Source organism: Haloarcula sebkhae, from assembly GCF_014647415.1.
Taxonomy (GTDB): Archaea; Halobacteriota; Halobacteria; order Halobacteriales; family Haloarculaceae; genus Haloarcula; species Haloarcula sebkhae.
In genome coordinates this window covers 94,450-114,723 of sequence record NZ_BMPD01000010.1, presented here as the reverse complement: position 1 = coordinate 114,723, position 20,274 = coordinate 94,450, and the positions used below count along the sequence as shown (strand labels likewise).

Annotated in this window: 17 protein-coding genes and 1 pseudogene; 10 read left to right on the top strand and 8 right to left on the bottom strand. The window is 48.9% G+C overall.

Annotation, left to right across the window (positions count from 1 at the left end; all coding sequences use genetic code 11):
• Positions 1–109 precede the first annotated feature (109 nt).
• Both IEY38_RS20080 and IEY38_RS20075 read left to right on the top strand, forming a co-directional pair.
• Entirely contained in the window at positions 110–406 is a 297-nt protein-coding gene (locus tag IEY38_RS20080) for a hypothetical protein (RefSeq protein WP_188980633.1), read from the top strand.
• On the top strand, positions 403–654 hold the full coding sequence (locus tag IEY38_RS20075) for a hypothetical protein (RefSeq protein ID WP_188980632.1): 252 nt from the start codon (positions 403–405) through the stop codon (positions 652–654). The genes IEY38_RS20080 and IEY38_RS20075 overlap by 4 nt, the downstream gene beginning before the upstream one ends.
• Positions 655–838: 184 nt before the next feature.
• Here IEY38_RS20075 and IEY38_RS20070 read toward each other — a convergent pair whose 3' ends face one another.
• Complete coding sequence (locus IEY38_RS20070) at positions 839–2,248, bottom strand: argonaute/piwi family protein (protein WP_229775398.1); 1,410 nt, start codon at positions 2,246–2,248, stop codon at positions 839–841.
• Positions 2,248–3,696 carry a hypothetical protein gene (locus IEY38_RS20065; protein WP_188980630.1) on the bottom strand — a complete coding sequence of 483 codons (1,449 nt, stop codon included), beginning with the start codon at positions 3,694–3,696 and terminating at the stop codon, positions 2,248–2,250. The genes IEY38_RS20070 and IEY38_RS20065 overlap by 1 nt, the downstream gene beginning before the upstream one ends.
• 107 nt (positions 3,697–3,803) lie before the next feature.
• Between IEY38_RS20065 and IEY38_RS20060 the strand changes: the two genes are divergently transcribed.
• Positions 3,804–4,664, top strand: a complete 861-nt coding sequence (locus IEY38_RS20060; RefSeq protein WP_188980628.1) for a hypothetical protein — start codon at positions 3,804–3,806, stop codon at positions 4,662–4,664.
• Positions 4,665–4,667: 3 nt separating this feature from the next.
• Positions 4,668–5,405 (top strand): hypothetical protein, encoded by a 738-nt coding sequence (locus tag IEY38_RS20055; RefSeq protein ID WP_188980626.1) that lies wholly within the window; start codon positions 4,668–4,670, stop codon positions 5,403–5,405.
• 258 nt (positions 5,406–5,663) lie between these two features.
• Here IEY38_RS20055 and IEY38_RS20050 read toward each other — a convergent pair whose 3' ends face one another.
• Both IEY38_RS20050 and IEY38_RS20045 read right to left on the bottom strand, forming a co-directional pair.
• The gene (locus IEY38_RS20050) at positions 5,664–7,586 is read right to left on the bottom strand and encodes a hypothetical protein (RefSeq protein ID WP_188980624.1); all 1,923 of its coding nucleotides are present in this window, start codon (positions 7,584–7,586) and stop codon (positions 5,664–5,666) included.
• A complete protein-coding gene (locus IEY38_RS20045; protein WP_188980621.1) occupies positions 7,586–8,533 on the bottom strand; it encodes a hypothetical protein in 948 nt (315 codons plus the stop codon). Before IEY38_RS20045 ends, IEY38_RS20050 begins: the two co-directional genes overlap by 1 nt.
• An 825-nt stretch (positions 8,534–9,358) precedes the next feature.
• On the opposite strand from IEY38_RS20045, the gene IEY38_RS20040 reads away from it, so the two are divergent.
• From IEY38_RS20040 to IEY38_RS21720, 3 genes are all read left to right on the top strand, one after another.
• Positions 9,359–10,063 carry a hypothetical protein gene (locus tag IEY38_RS20040; RefSeq protein ID WP_188980619.1) on the top strand — a complete coding sequence of 235 codons (705 nt, stop codon included), beginning with the start codon at positions 9,359–9,361 and terminating at the stop codon, positions 10,061–10,063.
• Positions 10,063–10,344 carry a hypothetical protein gene (locus tag IEY38_RS20035; protein ID WP_188980617.1) on the top strand — a complete coding sequence of 94 codons (282 nt, stop codon included), beginning with the start codon at positions 10,063–10,065 and terminating at the stop codon, positions 10,342–10,344. Before IEY38_RS20040 ends, IEY38_RS20035 begins: the two co-directional genes overlap by 1 nt.
• An 85-nt stretch (positions 10,345–10,429) precedes the next feature.
• A complete protein-coding gene (locus IEY38_RS21720; RefSeq protein ID WP_268238782.1) occupies positions 10,430–10,558 on the top strand; it encodes a hypothetical protein in 129 nt (42 codons plus the stop codon).
• A 136-nt stretch (positions 10,559–10,694) separates the two neighbouring features.
• Here the strand turns inward: IEY38_RS21720 and IEY38_RS20030 are convergent, their stop codons facing one another.
• Positions 10,695–11,705, bottom strand: a complete 1,011-nt coding sequence (locus IEY38_RS20030) for a GNAT family N-acetyltransferase (RefSeq protein WP_188980615.1) — start codon at positions 11,703–11,705, stop codon at positions 10,695–10,697.
• Between the two features lie 222 nt (positions 11,706–11,927).
• Between IEY38_RS20030 and IEY38_RS21795 the strand changes: the two are divergent.
• Both IEY38_RS21795 and IEY38_RS20015 read left to right on the top strand, forming a co-directional pair.
• Positions 11,928–12,838 (top strand): annotated as a pseudogene (locus IEY38_RS21795) (SPL family radical SAM protein).
• 135 nt (positions 12,839–12,973) lie between these two features.
• Positions 12,974–13,480 carry a hypothetical protein gene (locus tag IEY38_RS20015; protein ID WP_188980610.1) on the top strand — a complete coding sequence of 169 codons (507 nt, stop codon included), beginning with the start codon at positions 12,974–12,976 and terminating at the stop codon, positions 13,478–13,480.
• 395 nt (positions 13,481–13,875) lie between these two features.
• Here the strand turns inward: IEY38_RS20015 and IEY38_RS20010 are convergent, their stop codons facing one another.
• The 3 genes from IEY38_RS20010 to IEY38_RS20000 form a co-directional block, all read right to left on the bottom strand.
• Positions 13,876–15,873 carry a hypothetical protein gene (locus IEY38_RS20010; protein ID WP_188980608.1) on the bottom strand — a complete coding sequence of 666 codons (1,998 nt, stop codon included), beginning with the start codon at positions 15,871–15,873 and terminating at the stop codon, positions 13,876–13,878.
• Positions 15,874–17,172: 1,299 nt separating this feature from the next.
• Entirely contained in the window at positions 17,173–18,429 is a 1,257-nt protein-coding gene (locus tag IEY38_RS20005; RefSeq protein WP_188980606.1) for a competence protein CoiA family protein, read from the bottom strand.
• 122 nt (positions 18,430–18,551) lie between these two features.
• A complete protein-coding gene (locus IEY38_RS20000) occupies positions 18,552–19,832 on the bottom strand; it encodes a PD-(D/E)XK nuclease family protein (protein WP_188980604.1) in 1,281 nt (426 codons plus the stop codon).
• Positions 19,833–19,988: 156 nt separating this feature from the next.
• Here IEY38_RS20000 and IEY38_RS19995 point away from each other — a divergent pair, with 156 nt between their 5' ends.
• Positions 19,989–20,126, top strand: a complete 138-nt coding sequence (locus IEY38_RS19995) for a hypothetical protein (protein WP_188980602.1) — start codon at positions 19,989–19,991, stop codon at positions 20,124–20,126.
• Positions 20,127–20,274 lie beyond the last annotated feature (148 nt).

Sequence of the window (20,274 nt, the reverse complement as noted above, 5' to 3'; positions counted from 1 at the left end):
TGGTGTGTTGCCACAACAGATTAGACAGGAACATACGCGCCGCTGGTCGATTTCTTTCGAAATCGCCCCGGTGTTGGAGCACCGAGGCGCGTGGTTCCCACAAGAACCAATGGCAACTACGCAATCCAATCCACAAGAACGTACCGCACGCGAACTACTTGCCCAGGGCCGACCGCTATTCCTTGGCGTCGACAGCGAGGGTGCAGCCCACTACTGGGATAGCTATGAGTTCGCCGTGGCCGTTGTTTCGGGTGACGGGGCCGCGGAGAGGGTTGAGTTGTCGGAGACGCCCTTCGAAACGCTCGCAGAGTGGTGTGAATACACGCGTGGTAAACGAGGGTGGAACGTCGGGCCGCACGTCAGTGGGTCGCTGGTCGGTGATTTCGTGCAAGGTGTTGAGGCATGAGCTGTACCGTTGAGGAACGGAAGCGGGTTCGTCGAGCCGCGCGGGCGATTCAACAGGAGGTGCCGACCGAGTCGGTTGATGTGCTTGCGCCAAGCGCGAGTCAGTACGGTGAATGGACGCTCGATACAGTGCTTCGGGGTGTTGATGGGATTCCGCCAGAGGTGCTTCGGGAGCTGGCGCTGGCCGGGTTGACGTTGCAGCCGACGCCAGCACAGGCCGAGTATCAGCACGTGGCGGCGACAGTGTAGGCCAATAAATGCTAACCAACATATGGTGTACCATTCGCCTACCTGTTGGTTAGCCGATTACTGATTGGGCTCTGAATCTCGTTTATTTCTTACGATGTCACTAGATCTAACTTATTGGTAAGCGTCCGCACCGGCAGCCGGGATATTTACCAGTAACTGCGATTCTCAACAAAACTAGAAGCTATCACATATAATAGTAGTACTGCGGCTGAACATCTATACCCCGATTCTTAGACTCGGCCAATATTGCACCGACAGACCGGGCTACCTTGATTGTAACTGGTTGCTTCTTACAAAACGAGGATGTGTTCCAATCAAGCTTGGTAAATGACAATATTTCTCGGCATATCTCTTTATGTGAAGTATGGTTGACATCTGGGTCCAATTCGACAGTTATCGGTGTCGGGATTCTTGGTCCGGGATATGTCTCCAGTGATGGGACATAGCCCTGAGTATAGAGAAAGTACTTGCTCGTATTCCGGGGGTGTAAGACTGTACCCCTGAGTGGTGGGTAGTCACCTGATGGAAACAGACGAATTCCATCACCTTCTCTTATTGTGACGAAGTCTAATTTTGGAATATCCGATGCAGCGTTGAGGAACCCCTCTTTCTCTTCATCATGGAATCGAGAAGTTTTGTGGAGAACTAATCTCTCTGGCCGAGGCTTGCTCATCGTATATTGGTCCAGAATCTGGGTTACGATGTCCTCGGCACTATCTTTTGTGAGGTGGTAATTCGATTTTGAATCGTCTTTAATTGCGGGATCGCCCCAAACTACAAAGCTTTCGCCAGTATCGAGAAACACTTGAGCAAGAGAGGCATGGGCTTTACTTCGATCACCATGGCGCTCTCGATAGAATGAGATTCCAGCGTAGCAGGTATCTTCAGCCAGATCGGCTACTTTCCATGGCTTCCCTTCTCTGGACTTATATAGTAAACCGACCGAAAGATTCCAAGCGACTTCTGCTTTAGACTGGCCAGTTCCATCGAAATGCACACTGGCCGGCCGAATCAGCTGTGTTGGAACATCATACTTTAGACCAAAGGTCTTAATTCGGTCATGAAAGTCGGTCGGACCATCCTTCATCTTCGCCTTATTTACCCCTGATCTTGTACATGCATCCTCGATTTCTTCAGGAATGGCAACGATGACAACGTCCGGCGGCGGGTCGTTTCGGCGCTTCAAGATTTGCAACCGTTTGTCCATCTGATCCAGTAATATTCCGACGTTTTCACTTGGACTATCGTGCTGTGTAATGTGGTCCAAATCTCGTCTTGTGAACTCACTCTGATGACGATCCATCAACACAAATGAGGCTTCAAACGGTGAATTGGGGCCCATTGAGGGAAAAGGTGGTTGATGTCTCTTGACTTCCTCACTGTTCCTGGGAATTACCGTCTCCATCTCTTGGAGTAAGCCTTTCACCGCACTGATTGATCGGTTTGTACCAATGAGGCCAATTTTGATCTCATTATGACCCGATGACCCCGGTGTCCACGGTCCGAATTCCATCAGACCTGCTCTGGGATCCTTTGCTTCACCACTTTTGAATTTCAACGATGGCTCCTCAATGTATTCGGTTTCGAAATCCATTATTGGAAATCACCCAGTTGCTTCTGCTGCTGGCTAGTATCACGTTCTTCAACCTCCTGTCGGTCTTCAGGAGGGCGCTTGCCAACTGATAGTCTGCCAATTCTCTTTAGCCCAATCTCTTGCTCATCTGCGTCTGCAGATGCTGTCTTATCCATGCCTAGGATTTTTCTCCAGTGGCGATACTCGCTGAATGCTTGGCTATTTGTATAGTCGTTCTGATTAAATTTATCTGTCAACCGGTCACGGCTGGAGCCTCGTATCAACGTTCGCTTCCCACCACTCTCTGTGAAGTGATTCCGAACTAAAATAGAGAGGTAGAATTTCTCTGCGAAATCATGAACCTTGAGTTTCGCAGATCTATGTCTCACAAAAGTGTCTTCTTCATCGAAAACTTTTGTTATCAACTGGTCTTCAACATGTTGTGTCTCAACAGCCAGTGACGGATGCTTGAATAGTAAATAATAATCACCTCTGTATTTTACGCATTGACAGTAGTCATCTGACTCATAGTATTCCTCGCTAGCGTTCTTATTAAAGGTCGAAGAGAACTCTCTTGTTACAGTAGTTCGACATATTTCTTTCATTAAGAGTGTTTTCGCCCCCAATTTATTCTCAGGTTCCTGTGCCCAGGAATTGAACGGTTCCGCCGACACTGTATCCATCTCTGTGGTGCGCTCCACAGGCCTAGGGAACTCATCCGGTGGACGGAGCGAATAGACCCTATTATTTTCGAACCAGAAAGGGGCGGTTCTCGGTATTGTATTCTGGACGCTTGAATCGAACACACTAGAATCAAGAAATCCCACATACAGATTTGTTGGAAGCGGGTCTAACCTTCCAAAATTCGCGTTAAGTTGTGAGGCTTCGTTGAGTGGTTCTCGCTCCGAAATAAATCGATTAATCTGGTACTTGTCGGTGTTTTGAAGCCGGTCTGTGTCCATCTTGAGGACTTCATAACTGGCCTTATGTATCTTGGTAGAGGATACGAAATCAAGGAACTTCTCAAAGCGTGCTTCCTCGAAGTTTTGTTTTTCCTCTGGTTGAAAATTGGCGTCTTCTCTGATTCTCTCGTAAAATTCACGTACTGCGCTATCCCGTTGAATACCCGGATCGAAGATCTTCCTCCATGCGCTGATATTGCTTAGATCTCTGGCAAAAACATGAAATTCAAAAGGGCCGTCTGATAGATATCTGAAAAAGTATCTTCCTACTTCGGTAAGGAAGCCATCGTTAGTTCGGCTTACCTTGGAATACTTTGCTTCAACGTAGACATCTTCATCACCGTGTTCATGAGTCTTCCTGAAGACCAAATCAGCAGTGTCATTATCATCAACAGAATCCTCAACTAAATCATATCCCCGAGCTTCCCAGTAGAGTTTGATCTGATCTTTATAATCCTCTGAATGCTGAAAATTAACTTCCCTCCCTCCTTCGTGATTCTGAAACATCTGGTTGATTATATTATTCTACCAGTATATCATACAGGCAACCCAGCAACAATTGCCTGTAGACCACCGAAAAATGCTTTTACTTCTATACTTGAGAATTAGTTAACATGGTAACTTCTGAGTCTGTTGATTTAGACGACATCGTTCCCGTACTATATGAGGAACGAAGCTATTCCACACCTTTGCGGACCAAAGCCTTTCACAAACTCATCTACTTTATTCATAAAGAACTCTCTGCGGAGCCAGAGATTGAATCAAATATTGGGCTGTTTTGGTACAAGTACGGGACCTGTGCCCAAACTTCCCAGAGTCCTCTTTTAGAAGTCGTTGAGACAGGCGGTGGTCATGAGACCAAGCTAAATGAATCGGGAGTTAGCACCGATCTCTCTACTTCTGCTGAATGGACTGTTAGAGATGCAGTAAAAAGGGCTCTGGAAAGATACTACGAGAGAGGGTTAGAAGGAATCACTGATTTGCAGTACGAGGATGCACCGTATCAACTCCAACGAAACTACCGTCAGTTGGACAAACGGATTGGGTCAATCAAATCTTCCGGAGACGTAAACACAACGGAGTTTGACCGCGTTGGGTTTCGCAGGCTATTGAATGACTTCGTTCAGGTGTATCCAACTGAGGCATTTCCTGAACACGAAAATGAACTGTACCACTGTTATAGCATTCTAAGCGAGCGAATAGACAATCCTGAAGCAACGATAGGTCATCTTGAGCGAGTTCTTGATACCTTCTGGTCTCTGTTCTGTGTGGATTTAGCGGAGTCAACTGCTACGAATGCCTCATCGATGAGTGTACTATCTGACTTGGGAATTGATGAGCCACATGAGGCGAAAGAGGAACTTCGGGAACAGATTCATGAGTATGATGAAGACTATTTGACTGTGAAGGGGACCTCAGAGGTTGCTGATGAAGCCGCTGAAGCGGTTATGCTTTCCCGGCTGAGGGCGGACTGAAACATGGCAAGCTACTGTGTCGACTCAAATGTTCTGCTCGGCTATTCGTTCCTCCAGAACCGATGGAATGACCACACAGATCGGCTGATATCGACTGACAACTCTCTTTTCCTCTCCGATCAGGTAATATACGAGTACTGCTGTAAAAAAGGAAAACCGCGTGCCGAAACAGAACTTAAATGGTCCAAGGATTACGGGAAGTTCGATGACGAGAAAGCACGCCTCAGGAAAGACGCAAGGATGTGCGAATTGGAAGTTGATTCACGTCAGGAGTCTGAGTTGGGGCCAGAAACTGTTTCAGAGATATTTATTGAAGAACACGATGTTGAGACCCAAGTCCAAGGGAAGATTCGAAAATACTTCGAAAAAACATTGACCAAGGACTGTACCCACTTGGATGTTAGAGACGCAATGCGGGATCTCGTTGAGCGGATTACAACCCAAGCTGATTCCAGAAAAGAAGCTCTCTCAGAACGAATCGATTATATTTCTGTGGAAGGTGAGCGAGATGAAGATCTTCGAGTTCGCCTTGCCGAAATGATTTCACATGGCTCTCAGACTGAGCATCCAGATGCAGAAGTGGTAGCAGATAGCTATGCCCTGCAAAATCTTGGTATTGCAGGCCGGCTCGTGACGGGTGACAAGGGTGATATCTATTCCAACAGAAAAGAAATTAATGCAATGACCGGACTATCAGTCCTCTATCTAAAAGACGAGTTTGCCGGTCACTCGTTCTTATAATGGTTGCTAATATAGCGGGATACATCTAGAACGAATTTCCGACCGTTGTTTGTTGTTCTATCGCCCATCTGAAACAGCTACTCGGTAATCTGGCGAAGTCAGTACTGCGAGTTATATCAGTAGCAGGTGTAATTCTGTTAGGCCTGCTGACAGCGCCCCCCTGATAACGAACCTAATAACGACATAGAGGTAGCCAGACTCAGACGCTAACGTACTGTTCCCGGGGGGTGAATAGTCATCTTCTGGAGGCTGACTCTGTCACGATATCGGAGACTGTACGCCGAGTAGCTGTGATGATGATACCCACGATAGAACTTCCTGCAAAATTCGGCCGGATGTGATTGCATCCACAGTCAGAGGTTCGATGAACAGGCGAATTCCAGCCACAACCAAGATGAGTATGGCAAGACTAATCGCCGGCGAGAGAGCGGGCCCAATGACAGGCACGTCGGTTGTTTCTGGGTAGTAGTCGGCGTCCCGGTGTCGGAACCAGATTACTCCTGCAACCACCACTGAAGTTGTTGCGATAAGAAATTGTCCCGAAGAACGCGAGTAGCCGAGAATCGAGATTATCGCTAATCCTCCCCAGACGATGATCAGGAGCCAAAACGCTAGTTGAAGCTTCTTGACAGCCCACTTTCGACGCTTTTCGGCGTAATTGACGTAGCTTCCTCGACGGTCATCGAAGCGACTGAAGTCGAATAGATGACCCGAGAATTCTTGAATCGTCTCAGAGTATACTTTGAAATCATCATTACTCTCGCTTATCAAATCATCCAGTTCATCGATTCGTGTTTGGATTGTGGGGAAGTAGAACAGAAGAACACCAGAAATGACGAATATCGAGAAGGGGAGAACCATGTCTACGTTCGACCACCGGACCACAAGAAATAGATTTGCAAATACTGCCCCAAGGAGTGCCAGTACCACTTTCTGGATCTCTGAGGTCAGGCTCCGTGTCGTCTCTGAAACAGTACTCGTAACGTCGGCGGTGAATACATGGGCGTCTTGGATGGCATCATTGAGGTCATCGAAATTCTTCTCGATAGCCTCCTCTTCTAAGAACGTGTAGAATTCTCGGATCTGTGCTGTTTTTCGAGGGAGGTCCTCAAACGAATCACACTCCTCGACGATGCTACGGTGCCAAAAGTCCCGATAGGTATCTCGTGTTCCCTTCTCCACGAACGACTCATAGAACTCGTAGAGCGCCGTTAGTTCGTCTACTGTATACTGCTGAACGGCATTAGTAAATGCCTCTCCGTCGATTTTGTTACTGATGGTTTTGCGTCGTGTTTTAATTTCGAGTTCCAAGACATCCTCAGTTAATCTCACCCTCTTTGCGACTCCGGCGAAGACGCTGTACACAAATACCGACGCGAAGTGCTCTCTCGCCTTGGGCGTGCTAAAGAGCGATGGAGACACTACCGACAGTTCAGGTCCTGCTTGGAGCACATCGCGGTCTCGGTCCATAAGCGTCCGATACTGGCTCACATCGAAATCGTGGTCTGCCGGCTCTAAATTGAGCAAGGATTTAACCGAGTGGAACTGAAGCACTGATTGGTACTCCGGTTCGATTTCTTGATAGAATACAAAGACGGGGAGGTTTCGTTCTTGAAAGAACAGGTCAGCGACTGTTGCGTAATCTGAGATATGCTGGTCCAACCAACTTTGAAACTGCTTCTCCTCTGTCCAGAAGAATACTGAAAAAGAAGAGGAACCCTCTAACTCAGCTTTGAGGAGGTCACCAATTTCTGACTTGTCTACGATACAATCTATGTGTAAGGATATCGAGGCTGTCCCAGACCATTCAAGTAGAAACTCAGCTAATCTCTCAACTTCGTCATCATGGAGAACGTCACTGACAATTTTACGCCAGTCTTGGATAGCTACGTCTTCGGTATCGTACGCCCTTCGAAGGGTGTCGAAACCAGGGTCATGTACTCGAAGGCTCCCACCAGATTGGAGAATCGGCTGTTCCCCGGCTCTATCCGTATGAAATGTCACTTCAAAATCATCGAAATAATTTCCCTCTTCGTGGGCTAACTGAAGTATTCCACTAAGATCGTTCTTTGACAAATCCGAGACAGGACTATCGATATCTATTATCCGGGGCTCTTCTGTAATCTCCCGGCCTTTCCACAGTGAGGAGAGCTGAGAGAGGTGGCCTTCTATTTCGGACATTACTGAATGTCATCAAACGAATTGTACTCGGAAAGATTGTCTAAGATCTCTTTCCGATATTCACCACCGTTATGTCCTGTGACCGCGACATTAGGTTCATTTCCGGGGATGACGACATAGTAGGACCCATCGTTGACGAGGAATATATTACGCTCTAAGACATCTCGAAGGCGCACACGAATATCGATACCCGAGATTGTGATAGTGACCTGGCCGTCCAGTTTCTCGTCGTCGAGGTCACGCTTGATTTCATCGAAATCATCGACACTCTGAGCTTCAGACAGGGGGTTCTCATCGTCACCTTCCTCGATGTCTTCGACTATCCATTCGTTCAGGACTTCATTATTCGTCTTAGTGTCTTTGAGTCCGAGGAATTTCCACCAGTGCTGCGCGTAGTAGTTCTTCTGATAGACACCAGTCTCTTCCGGACGTGCTTCATCAAGCGAATAGTTGACTCTTGGATAGATGACCCCCTTCTTGAGTTCGTCTTCGATGATCTCGCTGATCTGGGAAAGCCCCACCTCATCATCCGGTTCGTAGACATCCTCATAAGGTGCTTTGATTATCGCAACCAGTTCATGTCCTTTATGCGAGAATTGGACCGCAATGAGAATTCCTGGCTCCGAGTTAGCTGTTTTCAAATACTGTTCTGCCAGATCGTTCAGGCCCGATTCAAAATTGTCGCCGTCCTTGAGTTTTGTCAACAGCGATTTAGCTTGATGTTCATCATCGCCGGCAACGTCGCTATAATCAAACTCATGAAGCCGAGCAGTTGGCTTATTTGCTGAGAAGTTCTTTTCTGCGAGGGATCCGAGCATATTCTGTGTAGCCTCTGTAGCATCCTCAAAGTCCTCGTCATCCATGTCGGACTGACTGATATTCGAGAGGATATTGTAATCATCGTCATTCATACATTGAACGACACCAATTCGGGCAGCGTCTACCATGTTGCATGTAACCACTCAATTAGAGATACAAATGTATTCATATTACAAACGTAATCTGACAACATTTGAGATGGCAATATAGCAAAGTGTTTTTGCACTGGGTGGTACGCATACGTGACGACTACTTTCGTCGCGTAACCCGCTAGTTTAAACACATTGAGGCCGCTTGGAATGGCTTTCCGTGGTGCATGTCTGGGTGAGATATCCTGACGATGACATGGCGGATTTGGATTAGGCCTATTCAGGAAATCTAGGACCTTCTGGTCAGAGATGAGTCTGATGGAGGCGAGAATCGCAATTGGATGAGATTTCTCTTCTTGATCAAAATCACAATCCTACCCCACTGATGTGTTAACCAAATACAATCAGTTATATTATAAAACGCCGACGTACTGCGTTTCCACTTCCACCCCGGTCACGATAGATTTATAATCCTATACTAAGTTTCCCTATATGTTTGCACCTTATAATATGAAATATATAAATATTTTGCTTTCCTCGAAGCAACTATCTTAGGCGTCTTGGAGCCTCTCTAGTCAATTTGTTCCGCCAGTGGAAGAGATAAGCCGATTATGACTGAATTCAGACAGTGCCCGAAACGCTTTTTAATGGGCATAGCTATGTTGGAGCAAGGAGACAAGCAAAGCTATTGAACATTGACCGCAGGTGAACCGATGACCCGGAACCCGTGGCAGCGGGTGCCGGGTCACCCCGGCAATCCGAGCCAACGATTCGACAATGCTAATTGCAATTGCCACTCAATGTCGTATCTAGTTAAAGATTGGCCTGTCGGGTGAGTTAGCCGCAGTCTTCAAACCAGAGTAAATGGACTACAGCGAACTCATCGAGACAGTCCGAACAGAACACGATCATCAACCAAGCGTCGAAGATCAAGTCAGGGTTATCGCAATTGTCGCTCACAACGGCTTTGCGGAGTCCCAGTCACTCTCCCAAGCCGATATTGAGGCACACGCAGAAGACGATGATGTCGAATTCGATTGCGCTGATGCCCGTCCAGCACTTGACAATCTTGTTGATATCGGCATCTTGCAGCGCTCCAACCCCGGTGGCGACCGGACGTACGTCATTAGCGAGCGACTCGATGACATCGTCAATGGGGAGTTCGAGGAGACACTCCGGACTGACCGCGAAGCGCTCATTGAACACATCAAAGACGATGACCCACCGGAGGAACCCGAAGACGTGGCCGTCGCTGACGGCGGGGTCACTGTCAGACAAGTCGTAGCTGAGGCGCTTGAGGTCGTGTCAGAAGGGGTTGAAGCCCGGCTACGTGCTGGTGACGCTACAGACCAGCGGGAGCCACTGAACACCGCTGTCGATGCGATTGCTGACGATGAGGATATCGTAAAACGCGATACGTATGGGAAGATCCTGCTCCGCAAAAGTGGGTATCAGTACCGGTTCAGCGAATCGGCTCGTGCGGTCATCACTTCGGAGGGTGACAAGTACGACCAGACTCACTCAGAAATGCCCTCAGGGAACAACCAAGATTCTAGGAGGCAGCACTGATGAGCTACGAAACAGGGGCCGTGAAGTGGATGGCAGGCATGTTACTGAGCGCTCAGGGGTTTGTAGCGTTGTATATTTTCGGTAACGGAATCTGGAATACCGTGTCTCACTTCCAGGCTCTGCTAACAGCGTTATCGAGCGAAACGCTTGCAGGACTTATTCAGGGGCTAATAGCAATCTATGTCCCCACACCGGACTCTGTTGTCTCGTCGCTTATATTGTATCCAGTAGTTGGCGGGGCTGTGGGGGCCTTGCTCTGGTACAGAGGCTCAAAATTCTGAATATCTGAACTGATTTGGTTTATTCCGGCGGTAATGAATAAGTCAGTGTCTCATCGGCTTGTGGTTTCGTACGAGGTGTTGAGGCATGAGCTGCACTGTGGAAGAGCGCAAGCGAGTGCGACGTGCTGATCGGGCGATTCAAGCGGAGGTTCCGACCGGGTCCGTCGACGTGCTTGCACCAACTGCAAAGGGCTCCGACGTAGTCGTTGCCTAGTAAGATTTTCAGAATAGCCACGAGGATGGAGGCAGAGGCAGCAGGTGAGCCATAGAGCCGCTAATCAATTTCCTGCATTTTCCAGTTGGTTATAAACCGATCTTCCTCTATGTCAATGTCGTATATTTTAAACAACTCAACCGAATGCCATCGGTGTGAGACTGTAAACTTCGCGGGCAGGGCCTGAATCTAAATCAAGATGTCCAATAGAATCGAGCACTGCACGTCCTCCATCAGTTAATTCATCGGCAAAGTACTGATCTGAGTCGCACACAGTCTTGTACCAGTCTGAGACAAGAGTAGATGCTAACCCGTTTCCTCTATACTTCTCACGGATGTACAGTTGAGATTGTATGGCCCCTCTATCATGTTCTTCCCAAGAAAGGTATCCTATCATCTCCCCGTCTTGGATATAGCAAAATGCGTGTTGATATTCATGCTTGTACGTGCTGATGATTTCGCTCGAACGGTTTCCAATATGTGATAAAGTAAGGACAGCGTCTTGAGTTCTGACTGAACCATTCGGTGGATGGTGAATAGCAAAGATATCTTGCTGACCAACCTCAATAATTGAATTTACGTCTAAGTCTCCTCCAAGGAGCCAATCAGCCGAAAAAAGCTTGTTCAGTGATGCTTTTTTGCCTTCTCGATATCGACCATATATTTTGAAACACTCCTTACAGGAAACAAATCGAAATTCATGTTCATCAAAATATTCGCTAAGTTCCATATTTTCATCTTCTACTAATACCTTGTTTGAGGAGATTCGACTACAACCACAATCATCTGGATTTACAGCAGGCTCTCGGCCACTCGTTTCAAGAACATCCATAAAATACGAAAGACCCGTTTCATGTTCAATCTCAGAGATATATTCTGATTTCAGTTCTGAGACATGTTTTCCGTCCGGTGCCGGAATAAATACCGAATATAATTCTCCATCTTGGTGCTGAGCGAACGGTGTCGAGGACAACTCATATTCAGCGAATTGAGTCCAAGAGCCACCGGTCAGGTACAAGAAAATCACTCTGTTCTCGCTCACGACTACGCTACCAATACGATTTGACCCAAACTGTTCTCGATGTTCCACAGGAACTTCGGCGATTTGGGCTTCATCATCTTTCAATATATCCTCAGCTGTCGACATAGTGATATAAGCAAAGAGCGAGGTTATAATATTCCTGTTTCCGGAATATCTTATTCTACTATATTCAACATATTAGATAGCTTTAGATATATTTCATAAATATTCAAAAAGTAAAATACTGCACTCAGCTTAGCAATCAATTGGCAGTATTTTGTATAACTCTCTCTCGACCACGTCATCAACGTCGCCACTGGCTGCCGACACGGCTGTGAATTCTGCTACGTGCCAACCACACCGGCTATCGATAGCCGTGACGGGATGCTTGCCGAGCAAGCCGACGTTGATGATCCACAAACCGACTGGGGGAGCTACCTGCTGTACCGGGACGACCTCCCGGAGCGACTGGGCAACATCCTGGAGGAACGTGATCCCAGCGAGCGCAAACAGACTGAGCGCGGTCGCGGCGTCGTGATGCTGTCCAGTGGCACTGACTGTTATCAGGACCGCCGGACGGCGCAGATTACCCGTGGCGCTGTCGCCGAACTCATCACCCACGACATTCCCGTCCGTATCCTCACACGCAGCCCCGGTGTGACTCTGGATCTCGATCTCTTCCAGGCTGCCGGTGACAGGATTACTGTCGGCTCGTCGATTCTATCCTTCAACGCCACGCTCGTCAGGGCGATGGAACCGAACGCCCCGCCACCGATGACTCGCTGGCAGGCGCTAGATACACTCCAGCAGGCCGGTGTGTCGGTGTTCGTCTCGATGTCACCCACACGACGATGGACGAAGAGGACTTTCACGAGCTACTGAGCTACTTCAGAGCACTCGGTGAGGTCGTTGTCTTCCACGAGCCGATCAATCCCCGTGGCGCGAACTTCCAGCAGTGTCTCGATGCCGCCAAAGAAGCCGGCTACGATGACGTTGTTACGGAACTCCAGCAGATGCAGGATAGCCACCAGTACTGGGTTGAATACGCGCTTGCACAGTTGAATACCGTCCAACAGGTCGCGACACGTTTCGATGGACTCGAAGTGCATTCCTGGCCTGATGATGAGCTGGTGCGGTCGACGAGCGGTCAGCTTCGGTCGAAGCTAAAAGCGATGCAACAGGCTGTGTCACCGGAGGCGTTCTCCGGGCAAGATTCAGACGGTTCACCGGAGCAGGTTGGATTAGGACGGACTCAATAGACCACCTCATAGTAGATATCCGAAACTATGATAATCAGCCTATAACTCCCCTGAACATTATACACCGATTTAGTTATAGGAATTAACCTGCAGAACCGCCAATGTTAAATCCAATTATTCAGATTGTGTTATCGTATGTCTGAGTTGAAAATTGGGGCCGAACCTCGTATCTTCTCGCATCGGAACAACGCCGACCTTCCGAAGTCAACTCTGGATGACCTCACGGAGCGTGGGATTGGTGTCGGTGACTGGGGAATGGGCTTGTCATGGGACTACGCCCAAGTAAAGGAAGATAATCAGGCTGCTGCAAAAACCTTCACAGAAAATCTTCTGACAATTAACGAGCACGGGGGATATGGAGTGATTCATACTAAAGAATACGAAAAAACGGTTATCGGGCGCATTAGTCCACCGTGTGTCAGATTCATGACTCTCGAAGGCACTAGCGGAACCGAGAGGATGTTCAAAGCCTTCGAGTTTGAAGAATTCGCATCAGTAAATCTACGCAAAGATTACCCAGAGTTGCATGATAGGCTTGCTAATATTGCTCACCTTGGGACAACCTCAGAGGTTGGAGATGGGTTTGAGGAATTAGTGACAGACGCGTTCGTTGATTTAGAGTCTAGTGGCGTTATCCGCTAGCCTGATATAATCCGTAGTAATATGAAATTAACTTAGAGCTAACAATGAGTTATTTATAATTTAGCTTCCCGAATCATATTAAATCCAGTATATTCTTGAGGAAAACGGCATGCGCTTCTACATGAACTGATTGCCTCAAGTTCGGATCAATCCTTGCTTGTCAAGAATATCGATCACGCAAAGAATCAGCGTAGTACAGTGTAAACTGTCACCGGACTTTATGCATGGTCTATACTCCGTCGTTGACGTCAAGTTCAGATTAAATTCAAGAAATCAATCTACCCCTCTTAGGATGAACTGCTATGTTCATCCGTGTCGATTTCTATTATTTTGTAACCCCCGAACGGGGATTTGACCTGTCATAGCGTTTGTGCGTTTAGAAGGAAACAGCCTGATTACAATCTGGTTCCGATATTTTCTTCGAGATGATAGTCCGCTTTCTCTGTGAACTCGTCAATGGTCATCTCGATTGAACCTGTCCCAATGCTGGACGAGAGCGCTTTCTTGAATATCTGCGCTCCAGACGGAAACTGCCCATCATCTGGAGCCATTTGTTCGAGTTCAACAGCTACTCGGACATAGTAGTCCACTAAAAAGCTCTGTGGCTCATAGTACTCCAGTTCGCTTTCAGCAATTGCAACTGCTCGATCGGTAGAGAACGCCATCCAACGCTCAAGCAGATCTGTTTCGTGCTGATGTGCGTGAAATATCTTCGCTGTCGCTGCTGCCCAGAATTTGAACACAATTTCGTCGCGCTGCTGTTCTTGGGAATCTGCGTCTACTTCAGAGAGAATACCATATTTTGCCTGTCCGGTAGACGAGTCAGTCACTTCTCCGAGTAGCACTTGTTCTAATCCGTCAATCTCGTCTGTATCATTGTTCGGGTCGCCATATGTCGCAGAGCGTACCGCTTGCCCGAAGACATTTTTCCAGAATTCGATCGGAGACGGACCAGTTCCCTCCTGTTTTCCAATCTCGATCAGTCCCATCGTTGCATCGGTGATGTCATCCTGATCAGTATCACCCACCGCAGATGGATTACGATACCACGACAGGAACAACTGCCCGAGATTGTTGGCAGCGACCTTACTTCCAGTGGGGGCGAACTGTGGGTTGAAATTGCCTTCCGTAGCGTACCGTTCGTAGCCCTCCATCAGTTCAGGAACCTGGTCTGTGAATACTGCTGGCGAAACCGGTAGCCGATGCCGTGCACAGATATCGATTGCACCTGCAATAGCGCCCCATTCCTGCTTGGTGGCTGCCGACCGCTTGGCCGCTTGAATCCACTGACTGATGAACTCAACTGCAGGCTCCGTGATGTCTTCTTCGGCCCCACGCTCGCGAGCAGCAGTGGCGACCATGACAAACTCCCGTACCACCTGCTCAACACTGTGGCGAAGTTCGCTGTGCTCCTCTGGGAGTGAACTGAGTTCTGTCCGGCGCTGGTCGTCGGCAAGCACACGTCGGATCAATACGCGTGAAAGGAGTGATGACCGAAGTGCAACTTCGCCTTCGTGTTCGTCTCGTATAACAAGCTCTTCAACCTCAGAAAGCACTCGTATATCGTTTCGCGGCAAATCGGCGATGTCTGCATAGGTTTCGAAGTTGATGTTGCCAGTGATAGCTAGCACCTCCAGCGGGCCAAGAAAGTCTCCCGTTCCATCATCACGCTGAATGTGCGTTTCAATCAGATTCTCATCGATTGTCTTGGTAACGTCAACACTGTCCGTAGACCAGTCAGTATCAAACGATAACCGCGCTGCAGCGAGTGTTAGCACTGGCAACTGGCCACCACGTTCAACAATCGTAGAAACAAGATCCGAACCAGCCTCTTGCTCTGGGACTGAGAGGGTACGTTTAGCCAACTGCTCTGCAACACTTTGCCTAGAGGCCGCTTGGAAGTCGATCATACAAACACGCTCAGAGTCAAGGAGCGACGGCCATTCTTTCCGGATATCTGGAATAAGCCCTTTAGCGAGTTCTGCTCGGTATTCAAGTACCAGAGTTTTGTTTTGGTTGTTAAGGCTGGACCGTACCCCTCTGAGTACGATGTCCTTCGCGGCTCCTTCGCCTTCCCCGGTGAGATAGCTTAAGTACGTGATTTCATTTTCCCCGGCAGCACTGATGTTGCCCAGTGCGGGAATTGATACTGTATATTCCTGTTCAGAAAGTGTAGAGAGTGCCTGATATGCAGCAGTTGTTTTCCCGGTTCCTTGTGCTCCGACAAGGATTACGATATCGTGGGTTGGGACCGCATCCGTTATCCGCTGAACATATGACTTATGCTCGGGAAGCAAGGTAGTATCCTCAGGTGAATTTATTGAACGGGTTTCGCCGAACAAGAAGTCCTGTTTCTTTTGCAGGTGATATTTGAGATTCTCTAGATCAGTCATCGTTTATTTAATTCTACTATAGTAATTAACTTTTTACGATTAGATGACTACTAAACCTAATGACTTGATAACAAGTGTCTGTCTGTTCTCTCAGTACTTTCTAACTATCTAACAGTGAACTCAGATGCCCTATCTCCCAGACTCCTTCCACAACTGCGTAGTCCCAAAGATCAGGTACTGAACTCCAAAATACCAGCCAGAGATGCCACCTGAGCGGCTTCGGAGTTTCGTCCCAATGTTCGGTGGCGCAACAAGCTACGTCAAGACACTCAATGCAAGCCTCGAGTCAACAGCCGACACCCAATGAACTCATCGACCGGCACCGGTGCCACTTCGAGCGAGCCTTGAATCGGGGCTCGGTCCAGTGCCGGATCAACTATCTCGAAGATGTCCGCTTTTTTCAGCAAGCCGATCAATTGGCGGCTCGAGCCAAAAGGCACCACCTACGTCGCTGACCAAACGACCGAAACGCTCCTCGAAATCATGTGTCGCCGAGACGTTGGACTCCGGAACTACTGCCTCACTCGTCCCCGCTCCGATGACAATCGAAGAAATCGGCCACCAGCAACTCAAGATCCATAGAAATCTGGTCTGGGACCCAGCCAACACGGACACGGCCACACAACGACATCTGAATAGACCGATAGATCACACAGTAACCGTATGACTGTCTTTTCATGCGGAGTCTCTGTACATATGGTGCAGCATCACCGTCTCGAAAGTGTCATCGACCAGCCAGTAATGCAGTTTTTTGAATCGACACCCCTCGCCGATGCCGAATTAACCAACACGGAGATGTCCGGCCTTAGTGTGTTGGTTAACCAGCAGTGAAACTCTTGCCTCCAACGGACGTATGCCCAGTCATGACCCACAACACACCAGATGGGACCCACGAGCGACGGTTGTGGTGTGACTACTGCCAGCTCAGCGTGGTGCCGTCAACAGATGGTGACGAACCCACCTGTCCGGCTTGTGATGGAAAGTTCTGACCGGTCGAACCCCGAGTAGCTCACTGTCTAACTGCCAATCCTGACGTGTTTCGATGAGCTCGAAGGGATTCTTAGCCAGATGACAAGCTAATGCGCTCAACGAGCGGCCAACTACGGTCCAAGCTCAACGTGATGTAGTAAGCTGTGTCACCAGAGTCAAACTCAGAGGGAGATCCAGATGGCTCCCCCAGCAATTACCTCGTCGGTTGGCGAGACCTCCCGGCGACAAGCATAGCAATCACATCGTTAGTGCGTTCAATTGCCGACTCCAACTCATCTACTCGTTTAGCTAACGTGATCTAACAACCGATCAAAGCTGCACACGCTGACAATCATGCCAGAGTCGAACCTTCGCACAGAGTTCCAGAAGTGGTTGTCTGTGGGACTGGCTAAATGGCAGTTCCATGGTGTTGTTTTCACCCTCTAACTTAACGCTGGCTGCTTCGGTGCTGGCTGGAGAGACTACATAACACAATTCGCACAGCTTTGAATCGATTTGTTTGGACCACTCTTCTGTAGTTGCAGAATCGATGCACTCGAGTACATAACAGATATCCATTGCAAACTCCGTCAGTGATGTCGCGATACTCGTGCCAGCTGGTGATCTAAGTTTATTCTCCCCTGTTCCGCTGTAGCTTCGAATAATCAATTCACCGTTCTCAGATGATGTCACACCAACGCTGAGTTCGAACGTATCCCCATCGTCTCGGGTAAACCGATGTGAGAAGTATGTGGTACGCGCTTCCGATTCGACTATGTCCCGGCGGTCTTCGAGGGTTCCTCGATGTGACTTGATCTCATGTTGGATCTTTCCCTCAAGCCACGCTCGATGTACTGCCTGAACACCAGGACAGTCCACTGAAAGGCTAAGTCGCAATGCTTTCTCTCGACTCCACTCCGGTAGCGGGTCGGCTTCTTCCTCCTCTTCAGGCGTAGCAGGGAAATCAGTCAGCGTTACCTGTCCATCGACATGGTTTGGCAGCGCTTCTATCAGTTCACTTTCTGTCACACCAAGGTAGTCTGGGATTGGCGTGTCGGGCGATTCTGGCTCACCGTGGGGAACACCGAACGGCCACACAGGCAATGGTTCGGGTAACTCGACATCTTCGTAGTCTGGGTGTGTACCGACATAGTTCTCCTCAAACAACCAGATAACACTGCATCCGCCATCAAGATAGCTGGCGGTCGTCTCGACGAAGTCTTTCTGTTCGTTTTGATACTGGACCTCAACTGCGATGCCACTACCAAGTGGTCGCTTCGGGTGCTCGAACTCCACAAAGACATCCGCACGTCGGGGTACTTCGTCGGTTACAAATTCCACGTGAACGGTCGCATCTGGGTACTCCTTTTGAACTTTGTCGACTGCGATTGATTTCATCCGAAGATGGAGCGGCGACTCTCCTGAGCAGTCTGAGTCCGGTGGGTGATAGAAATGCCGGGCAATACTGGGTCCGTCCCGGACGCGGAGGGCGTCTTGACAAACAGGGCACTGGACCCCCTCATCATCACCAACACCGACTGGAATCCGGGGTCGGTTGTCAACAGGGTCAACCGCGATGAAGGGCATTGTTCACTGCAACGACATCCCACAGTAAATGCGTTTCATGTATGCCTCATGACGCTACAGTCACTAAGTCGACAGGAGGTCATGTAACCCTGAACCTCATGTTCGACGTGACCTGTGCTTGTCTACTCTTTCAAGTATCGCGTGTAGTCTTCGGCGTCCAGAATTTCCGTCACAAGTCGGGAGACCGGTTCTGAGTCTTCTAATGCGAACTGAAGGCTTTGATAGTACCCGTTCTCATCACCAGGCTGGTACTCATATACGAATCGAGCTAACTTCTTTTGCGACCGGCCTGGAGAGACATCTAATTCCTCCCAGCGTGGGTTCTCAGCCGGCTGAATTGCAGTTTCAATTTGGGCGAGAATATCGCTTCGAAATTGCTGGTACCGTTCGCCGCTGTCGTTGTCCATTGTTGAGCGGTCTGGCTCCTCCAGTTCAAGTATGAACCGAAGCTGCCCCTTCGTGAAGTCGTCCTCTGTAGGTTTGTGCTCCCAGTGAATATCGAGTTCCTCTGAACCGGATTTGGCCGACACCCAGCGAGGGGTGCGAACTTGACCGTATCCCTTTCCGATGGCGCCGTACTGCCACTCTATTTCTTGATCGTTGCCTGGCTTGTACGCTCCCTCTAGTGCCTGTCGCCAATTCTGCTGTAAAGTACTCTTTACGAACGTTTCGATGGCATTCTCGGCTTCGGTGATTTCGTCGCGGTACTCGAAGTAGAGGTCTTTGCGCTGTCGTGTATCTTCGTCTATTTCTGTCATGGATAGCTGAGAATCGATGAGCGTCGAGAAGTCTGAGAGCTGTGCGATTGTTCGTGCCGGGGCGTATTCGGTCATATTTGCCAGCGTATCCTGAACGACCGATTGGACTTCCCCCCAAGCGAGGTCCGAAAATGACGCTGAAGCCGGAGGTGTAGCTTCTCTCGGTTTAATATAAATGAAATCCCCGTCCTCATAGGCTGAAACCCCATCAGGAACGATGTGTTCGTCGTTGGCATACCGGATGGTCTGGGGCTGGTCTCCTCTTCCTTCTGAGGCATGCACTTTCAGTTCGATACAAAGGAACCACTCGGAGCCACTTGTGATGATGAGATCAGGCCGATTGTCGTCTGAAGATTGACGCTCCGCTGTGACCTCAATACCTTGGTCTGGCCGGAGGCCTGCCTCTGGAGGTGAAAACGACATCACCTCGTTGTTACTGAGAAGACTGAAGAACCGCCTCAGAAATTCCCCTCCAAATTGATGTGTTTGGTCTGGGGTCAAAAAGTACTGGAGATATGACTGCCAAGCGTCTTCGTACTGCCCCACCCCCAATAGTTCAAATGCAGTTTTCGGGTGTTCAGCATCTGTGGACAGCCTCTGTATCTCACTGGCAAATTCTTCCAATCGGGAGTCTAAGTCCTCCACAAAGCGAGTAGTTGACGACCAAGGACTTGTAGCTACGTGCTACTCCGACATTTGTAGGAAATTCATTCCAAGCGCATGGAACTGTAGCGATGCTAGCCTGACGGCAGTATTAGGACCAATTTTGTGACCCCCTGCCGGGTGAGAGGTTTTCCGATCATGAGCACTGACCAGCAGTCCGTCGACGAACAGTCTTCAGATACCGAAGCCGACGACCAACCAGACGTTCGTGCCCAGCACCGACAGGCGCAGACCAGTGGTGAGGTCTTCCAAGGCCAACCACACGGCGGCAAATAGGTGCCCTGTCTCAACTGACGGCAGCCCCACCCAGTGGCTGCGAATATCCAAACGCTCTCACAGTGGCCGGTATATAAAAAGACCTCCCCCTAGCAGTTGAGCTTAAATTAAGTTACAGCCGATAAGAGGGGTATAGGACCGGGAAATG

Bases quoted from the DNA above. Each gene is read 5' to 3' on its own strand.
- IEY38_RS20030 (WP_188980615.1), bottom strand. From the start codon at position 11,705: ATGTCGACAGCTGAGGATATATTGAAAGATGATGAAGCCCAAATCGCC.
- IEY38_RS20045 (WP_188980621.1), bottom strand. From the start codon at position 8,533: ATGGTAGACGCTGCCCGAATTGGTGTCGTTCAATGTATGAATGACGAT.
- IEY38_RS20055 (WP_188980626.1), top strand. From the start codon at position 4,668: ATGGCAAGCTACTGTGTCGACTCAAATGTTCTGCTCGGCTATTCGTTC.
- IEY38_RS21720 (WP_268238782.1), top strand. From the start codon at position 10,430: ATGAGCTGCACTGTGGAAGAGCGCAAGCGAGTGCGACGTGCTGATCGG.
- IEY38_RS20005 (WP_188980606.1), bottom strand. From the start codon at position 18,429: ATGCCCTTCATCGCGGTTGACCCTGTTGACAACCGACCCCGGATTCCA.
- IEY38_RS20050 (WP_188980624.1), bottom strand. From the start codon at position 7,586: ATGTCCGAAATAGAAGGCCACCTCTCTCAGCTCTCCTCACTGTGGAAA.
- IEY38_RS20075 (WP_188980632.1), top strand. From the start codon at position 403: ATGAGCTGTACCGTTGAGGAACGGAAGCGGGTTCGTCGAGCCGCGCGG.
- IEY38_RS19995 (WP_188980602.1), top strand. From the start codon at position 19,989: ATGAGCACTGACCAGCAGTCCGTCGACGAACAGTCTTCAGATACCGAA.
- IEY38_RS20040 (WP_188980619.1), top strand. From the start codon at position 9,359: ATGGACTACAGCGAACTCATCGAGACAGTCCGAACAGAACACGATCAT.
- IEY38_RS20015 (WP_188980610.1), top strand. From the start codon at position 12,974: ATGTCTGAGTTGAAAATTGGGGCCGAACCTCGTATCTTCTCGCATCGG.
- IEY38_RS20010 (WP_188980608.1), bottom strand. From the start codon at position 15,873: ATGACTGATCTAGAGAATCTCAAATATCACCTGCAAAAGAAACAGGAC.
- IEY38_RS20070 (WP_229775398.1), bottom strand. From the start codon at position 2,248: ATGGATTTCGAAACCGAATACATTGAGGAGCCATCGTTGAAATTCAAA.
- IEY38_RS20035 (WP_188980617.1), top strand. From the start codon at position 10,063: ATGAGCTACGAAACAGGGGCCGTGAAGTGGATGGCAGGCATGTTACTG.
- IEY38_RS20080 (WP_188980633.1), top strand. From the start codon at position 110: ATGGCAACTACGCAATCCAATCCACAAGAACGTACCGCACGCGAACTA.
- IEY38_RS20065 (WP_188980630.1), bottom strand. From the start codon at position 3,696: ATGTTTCAGAATCACGAAGGAGGGAGGGAAGTTAATTTTCAGCATTCA.
- IEY38_RS20060 (WP_188980628.1), top strand. From the start codon at position 3,804: ATGGTAACTTCTGAGTCTGTTGATTTAGACGACATCGTTCCCGTACTA.